Origin of the sequence: Calothrix rhizosoleniae SC01, from assembly GCF_900185595.1 — a bacterium.
Lineage (GTDB): Bacteria > Cyanobacteriota > Cyanobacteriia > Cyanobacteriales > Nostocaceae > Calothrix_A > Calothrix_A rhizosoleniae.
In genome coordinates, this window is record NZ_FYBH01000028.1 from 1 (window position 1) to 7,172 (window position 7,172).

At 35.3% G+C, this 7,172-nt stretch carries 5 protein-coding genes and 2 pseudogenes; 5 read left to right on the plus strand and 2 right to left on the minus strand.

From position 1 onward, the window contains the following. From CALSC_RS01385 to CALSC_RS01400, 4 genes and pseudogenes are all read left to right on the plus strand, one after another. The coding region (locus CALSC_RS01385) for a WD40 repeat domain-containing protein (RefSeq protein ID WP_143288115.1) at nt 1-2,393 on the plus strand (2,393 nt) is incomplete at its 5' end. A gap of 73 nt (nt 2,394-2,466) precedes the next feature. After that, nucleotides 2,467-3,036 carry a hypothetical protein gene (locus CALSC_RS01390; protein WP_088239646.1) on the plus strand — a complete coding sequence of 190 codons (570 nt, stop codon included), beginning with the start codon at nt 2,467-2,469 and terminating at the stop codon, nt 3,034-3,036. Beyond that, nucleotides 3,033-5,003: a C1 family peptidase gene (locus tag CALSC_RS26885; RefSeq protein WP_200817530.1), complete on the plus strand. Its 1,971-nt coding sequence runs from the start codon at nt 3,033-3,035 to the stop codon at nt 5,001-5,003. The genes CALSC_RS01390 and CALSC_RS26885 overlap by 4 nt, the downstream gene beginning before the upstream one ends. 166 nt (nt 5,004-5,169) lie before the next feature. After that, a pseudogene (locus CALSC_RS01400) lies at nt 5,170-5,493 on the plus strand (Uma2 family endonuclease); the annotation flags it as partial. Between the two features lie 57 nt (nt 5,494-5,550). Here the strand turns inward: CALSC_RS01400 and CALSC_RS28270 are convergent. Beyond that, nucleotides 5,551-5,718: pseudogene (locus tag CALSC_RS28270) on the minus strand (IS701 family transposase); the annotation flags it as partial. 618 nt (nt 5,719-6,336) lie between these two features. Then, a complete protein-coding gene (locus tag CALSC_RS27210; RefSeq protein ID WP_235006637.1) occupies nt 6,337-6,498 on the minus strand; it encodes a hypothetical protein in 162 nt (53 codons plus the stop codon). A 5-nt stretch (nt 6,499-6,503) separates the two neighbouring features. Between CALSC_RS27210 and CALSC_RS01415 the strand changes: the two genes are divergently transcribed. Then, the coding region (locus tag CALSC_RS01415; RefSeq protein ID WP_143288116.1) for a GAF domain-containing protein at nt 6,504-7,172 on the plus strand (669 nt) is incomplete at its 3' end.

Sequence of the window (7,172 nt, forward strand, 5' to 3'; positions counted from 1 at the left end):
GAAGTCGTCTGATTGAAACCATACCTCAAACTAGAAAATACTCAATTACCCATGAATACCTTGCTCAAAAAATTAACCAGTGGAATAGTCTCCAAGAGCTAGAAATTAAAAGAGCGACTGAATTATTTCAAAGGTGTATAACTAATTGGAAACTTTATCATGCTGCTATTCCCCGCAGTCAATTTCAGGAATTGAAGAAATACAAAGATTATCTCAATTTGGATGAAACTGGCAAACAGCTATTTCGGAAAAGTTCAAAGCGTTATCATGCAGTAAACTTTTTAATTGTATCAACCTTGGCTGCCTTAGTAGGTTTGACTAGTTTTGCTTTTGTTCAGTGGAAGGTAGCAGAGGAAGGTAAAATTAATGCACTTATTTCATCCTCTAAAGCAAAATTCAACTCGAATAGATATTCCTTTAACGCTCTCATAGATGCTTTAAAAGCAGGAAGAGATTTTCAGCATTTTTTTTGGTTCAAAAGCAACAAAAAACTCAAGGCTCAGGTAATGGAAGCACTCAGTGCAGCTTACTGGGTAAGAGGAGAAAGTAAACGCTTAGAAAAACACAACAATTTTGTCGCACAAGTTAAATTTAGTCTTGATGGTAAGACAATTGCTACTGCTAGTTATGATAACACCGCTAAACTTTGGACTGCTGATGGGAAGAAAAAAGCAACATTAAAAGGTCATGAAAAGCCAGTTGTAGATGTTAGTTTCAGTCCCGATGGTAAGACAATTGCTACTGCTAGCCAAGATGGGACTGTAAAACTTTGGGATAGGCAAGGAAATTTCCGGAGGAATTTAGAAGAGAGTAGTAAAACCATCTGGACTGTTGCTTTTAGTCCAGATGGTCAAACCATTGCCACAGGTGGTGATGACAAGACTGTTAAACTTTGGAAGCTCAATGCTCGTTCTTCCCCAAAAATTTTGGAAAATGGTCATAATAAAGCAGTTTACAAAGTCAGTTTTAGTAAAGATGGAAAAATTGCTACAGCTAGTGCTGATCGTACAGTAAAACTATGGGATAACAATGGTCAATTTATTCATACTTTCCCAGGACATCAGCAGTCAGTGTTTAGTGTTAGCTTTAGTCCCAATGGTCAAACCATTGCCTCTGCTAGTAGAGATGGGACAGTCATTCTTTGGAATGTAAGTACGAAAGATCAAAAAAGACACCTTACAAAAGATTCAGATGCAATAAATGATGTCAAATTCAGTCTAGATGGGACTAAAATTGCTACTGCTCATCAAGATGGAAAAGTAAAACTATGGCGTGCTGAAGATGGTTTTCTGCTAAACACTTTTGAAGGGCATCAAGAACGAGTCAATAGTGTTAGTTTCAATAATAACGGTAACATCCTTGCATCTGCTAGCAACGATAAAACAGTTAAACTTTGGCGATTAAATAAACATTGGCTGACTAATTTTAATGGTGATAGTGGGACACTTTACACAGTTGATATTAGCCCTGATGGCAAAATGATTGCTACTGGTGGTAAGGATAAAACTGTCAAACTATGGAACTTACAGGGAGGAGTACCAGGAGTACCACAAATCCTTGGAAGGCATACTAAATCCGTCACTAGCCTTAGTTTCAACCCAAAAAATGGCAAGATGATTGCTAGTGGTGCAGGTGGTGATAAAACTGTCAAAATATGGAACTTACAGGGAGGATTACCACAAGCCCTTGGAGAGCATGATGGAGTCGTCACTAGCCTTAGTTTCAGCCCAGATGGTAGTACTATTGCCTCAGCTAGTCGTGATGGAACAATAAAACTTTGGAGCAAAAAAGGAGATTTACAAAAAACTCTAACAACAAAAACTCTAGCAGTAATATATAGCGTCAATTTCAGCCCTAATAGCAAAATGATTGCTGCTGGTAATGGTCAAGGGGAAGTCGAGCTATGGGATAGTAACGGAGTACCTCTAAAGCAATGGCAGGCTCATAAAACATCAATTTACAACATTCGCTTCAGTCCTAACAGCCAGATAATTGCAACTGCTAGTGAAGATAACACCGTAAAATTGTGGGATTGGCAGGGTAATTTTTTAACAACATTGAAAGGTCATACTGCTGGAATTTGGGGCGTAGATTTTAGTAATGATGAAAGAAAAATTATTGCTACTGCCAGTGATGACAGAACAGTAAAAATATGGAGTTTAGATGGTACATTAATAACTACCTTAGTTGGGCATAAACAGGCAGTTAACTCTTTGCGGTTCAGTAATGATGGAAAAATGCTGGTTACTGTGAGTGCAGATGGAACTGTATCACTTTGGAATGTAGAACAGTTGAAATTGGAGGACTTTATTAACTATGGGTGCAATTGGTTGAGCGACTACCTGAATAATCAAAAGTCTCAAAATAATATTTGCGATGGCGTTCAAAGATAATACGCCAGATATTTTTTGATGAAAAAAAATTGAGTAATTCATAAAATCTGGAAAAATCAAGAGGATATATATAATGAATCAGAAAAAAGACCAAAATCAAAAAATTGATTGGAAAAAGAAGGGGCTAGGTTGGTTGCCAGAATATCCAGACCTACGAGATTACGATATTGATAATGAAGAAAAACTTAGATTGAAGGTAGAGGGAAAAACTGGTGAGCTTGAAAAGATAGCAGAAGCTTTCATGAAGTTTTTGGAACATGAAATCAATATTCCAAGGGGTTTTAGCAGCACAGATAATCATCAAGCGATAGAAAATGCTACTGAAAAAATAAGAGGCATATTAGGTAGTGTAACTTTTATAGATGTCAAACATCACAAACTTTATAGATATAGTGATATAGATCAACAACAAGGAGAAACACTGAATAAATTACCTTATAAAAGGAGATTATCACAGCAACACATACTAAGTTTAAAAAAATATCTTGCTCTTTTAATAATAAGCGAATATTTCCCAAATGAATTATTGGGAAAATATTTTAAAACTATATTGCAATCACAATATAGCCAATCAGATTCTTCGGAATCAGATTCAGAACAAATTGAAAATTTTATTCATATTATAAATAAAAAGAAAAAATGATAATCTGGATAGCAGAATGGATGAATGAAGAAAGATATGATGTAATCAGCCAAGAGTTAGTTAAACTATTCCAACTGAGCTCACAAATATATGCGGATGGTGTGCTTGGCTTGGAAACTTATACTACATTTAACGATTTGATTAATAACGAAGAAAAATTATTAAACTTTAAGAAAAATGCCGAAAAAGAAATGGGAGAAATCATTGACAAATTATCAAAATCTCAGAAAAATGACAAGGAAAAAATAGAAGAAATCATTCAAGATAAAGATAATAAGCAAAGTCTATCAAAAATTAGGCTGATATCCGTTTATCAATCAATGCCGAATGTAGTAATCGATACAATATTTACATTTTTGATTGATAGGGTAGTAATACAAATATACGAAGAATGTCGTGATTTTATCAATTATTATCACGAATATGAAGAAGAAATTAGACAGATACTTTTTGAATATGACTTTCTAGAGAATATTAAAGTACAAAAAGATTTTTTTGAACACAAATTACAAAAGCACTGGAGAAATGCTATTAAACCTAATTATTGGATAAATAAAAATCACATTTATAAATTCTTAGAATCCTACATAGTCAACAAAGATATATTAGGTAAATCTTATGTACTTGAACCGATAGTTTCAGCAATAATAAAACTGATATCTCCTATTGCTCAACATAGAGAAATGAATCTTGACAAAATAATAGAAATAGGGATTAAAAAATTTGATAATATATACTCATTAGATAATGATGATAATGGCAGCAACTCCTATGATGTATTACACACAAGTTTAGATTATTCAGATAAGCAATTGGTAGAAGATGCTATTAAAAAAGTTGAATCTATTATTACAATGGAGATAAATCATATTCGAGAAAAGAACATCTCCAATAAAAATAAAGATACTATTATCTTTTTATGCTTCTTGGGAAGAAAATATATTAATTATTTTTATCGGCAGAATAAATCATTTTCTCCAGAATTGAAAGATAATACATATAATCTATTTGATAGACAAGATGTTTTTGAAATTATTTATCAAAGTCATTCAAGTGTCAACAAAACACTAGATTTATTTCCAACTTGGAATCTACGTATTCCAGTAACTGATATTTCTTTTATTGAAGAATGTCAAGAAATACAGAAGAAAAATAAAGTTCCATACTGTCTTCTTCCTAGAGTAGTAGATTTGAGTTTTTGGTGTTCTCCCGTTAGAGATCAAGGGCGCTTAAACTCATGCACAGCATTTGCTGCAACATCATTATTTGAGTACTTCGTCAATCGAAATTTTAACGAGAATGTAAGTGCGTCTCCTCTATTTCTCTATAATGCTGCACGTAAAAAAATGAATATTACAGAAGATGTAGGAGCATCTATACGAGAAACAATAAAGGTTATGGCGCTATATGGTGTACCACCAGAGGAATCTTGGTCTTATGAGGAAACTAAGGTAAATGAAGAACCACCTCCTTACACTTATGCTTATGCTCAGAACTATCAAGCACTTAAATACTTTCTTCTAGATTATGCAGGGATTTCAAAAGAAAGCCTGTTGTTTCAAATTAAGGCTGTTTTAGCTGCCGGTTTTCCTTGTATTTTTGGTTTTACAGTTTATACATCTGTTTATGAGGAATCTAATGAACTTGGTCACATTTCATTCCCAGATGCAGATAAGGATAGTGTTGTTGGTGGGCATACAGTAGTTGCAGTTGGGTATGATGATTATAAACTCATTAAGTGTGCAAACCGAAAAGAAGATTCCAAAGGAGCATTCTTAATCAGGAATTCTTGGGGAACTGAATGGGGAATAAATGGTTATGGTTGGATTCCTTATGATTACGTATTAGCTGGACTGACTGCTGCTTGGTGGTCACTTCTAAAGTCTGAGTGGTTTAAGGGGAATAAATTTGGTGCAGCCGGAAGTGGAGGAGGAAGCTCACCTGAAGTTACAGGACAACCAACTTAAAGTCATTGATACTTACTTACACTCAACTCCAAATTTGAATTGAAATTAAAATCTAAACAGATATAGGACTTACGCAACTGGAATATTTTTTGGCGTAGGTTGAGGAACCTCCGCAACGGAGTGGCTCCCCAACCTACCATTGTTCTTAACTGAACCTTATTGGATTATGACTGCTTTAACACTACAATTACCTCCAGCGTTGAAATTTACAGATGAAGAATTTGAGCAACTAGTTGCAGTCAATAAAGAGTTACGATTGAAATTAACTGTTGAAGGGGAATTAATTATCATGTCACCCACTGGAGGAGAAACAGGAAACCGCAATTTTGAAATTTATATTGATTTGGGTATTTGGAACCGTCAAAATAATTTGGGCAAAGCTTTTGATTCTTCCACTGGTTTTAAACTTCCTAATGGTGCAACTCGTTCCCCGGATACTTCTTGGGTAAGGATGGAAAGATGGGATGCTCTCACACCCCAACAAAGACAGGACTTACGCAACTGGCACAAGCAATGGTGCGGCTACGCCGCACCAAGCGCCTAACAACTAAACTATTGACATAGCAATATCCGGACGTTTTAGTTGCTCTATTAAATAATTATCAAGCAAATTATGCTTGATTTTATAAATAGTTTGACCTGTTTTGTAAGCTAAATTTTTCAGTCTTAGCCAAACCAACATAGCACAAGCTATATGATTTCTTTGAAGACGACCTTAATTGGTTTCTTAATGCACCCTGTAATTATTCTCCCATAAAAATAATACTCGAAATTTACTCTTATAATTACTATTAACAATTCTAAAAAACTCTGATTTCAGAAAATCTTGCTTATAATACAAACATACTATAAAATAGCGATCGCTGCGGTGCCAATTGCGTAAGTTCTGTTAATGTAACATTTAATTCAGCCTAATTAGAAAGCTGGTAGCTGAAGTCAGTGAAAATCGCTTGCACTCAAGGAGAATACCACTGTCGCAATGCAATCCTATAACCACCCCTATCAACTATAAGATTCAGTGAATGCTCCTGCGGGGTGGCTCTTCCACAGGATGGTAATAACGTCATTTCAGCGAGTTAACGTTGGATTAACAGTGTGCAGAAAAATAAATGATTGCATCACTAATTTCCGGAGCTTTTAGATACATTGCTGTGCCAACCTTTGGAAATGCCAGAGTTGCACTATGTTGTGAATGCTACGTTCTAAAGGGATTTAAATTTTTTTGTTTGATCGCAATTAATGTTGTATTTTTTATTCTTTACAATAATATACTATTTTTATTAGCTGAATTATTTTCAGAAATAATTGTGCAAAATTATACATTTTTTATTCTTTACCGAATAACGTAAAGAAAAATAGAGACATAAGTAATTTTGCTTAATGACTTACCGGCAATAAAGCCAGTTTCTTGGTGTGCATCTACCCCTAAAATCTGTGGAATTATAACTCCAATCAGGCTGCTTGTAGCCTGTAAATGTCCTTTTGTTTTTTTCACATCAAATGACACAGAACTACCCTAACACACCCACAAATGGTCAAGGTCTTTCTTATCCAGAGCAGAATTTTTCTGAATCTCAATCCTTAGATATTCAGAAAGGGGCTGTTGAAGAATCTGAATCAGTAAGGATTTACCAACAACTAGCAAATCTTCATGTGGAATGGACTAATTCCTTCACTGATGTAGTGAGGTTGATTCGTGCTTCTGTTGAGCAGGAAGATATTCTGGAAACTGCAACGGAGGAAATTCGTCGAGTCATAGGATGCGATCGCATTATAGTCTATGGACTTAACCCAGAATCTGAGGGAGTGGTAATTGCTGAATCGGTTGCTCCTGGCTTCACAAAGGCTTTTGGTCTGATAATTGAAGATCCTTGTTTTGCAGCTAGGTACATCGAACAGTACCAAAATGGCAGGGTGAAAGCTACGGATAATATTTATGAAGCAAATCTTACCCCTTGTTACATTGAGCAACTGGAGAACCTGGAAGTCAAGGCACATTTGGTGGCACCAATTCTCAACCAAGGGGAATTATTCGGTTTATTAGTTGCCCATCAATGTTCCCAAACCCGTCATTGGCAAGAGCATGAAATTAGATGGTTCTCCCAAATGGCCATGCAAGTAGGTTTTGCCCTCGATAATGCCAAAGTACTGGCAGAGGCTGGGAATCTT

Coding starts and splice junctions, on each gene's coding strand:
- CALSC_RS01390 (WP_088239646.1), top strand. CDS start 2,467: ATGAATCAGAAAAAAGACCAAAATCAAAAAATTGATTGGAAAAAGAAG.
- CALSC_RS26885 (WP_200817530.1), top strand. CDS start 3,033: ATGATAATCTGGATAGCAGAATGGATGAATGAAGAAAGATATGATGTA.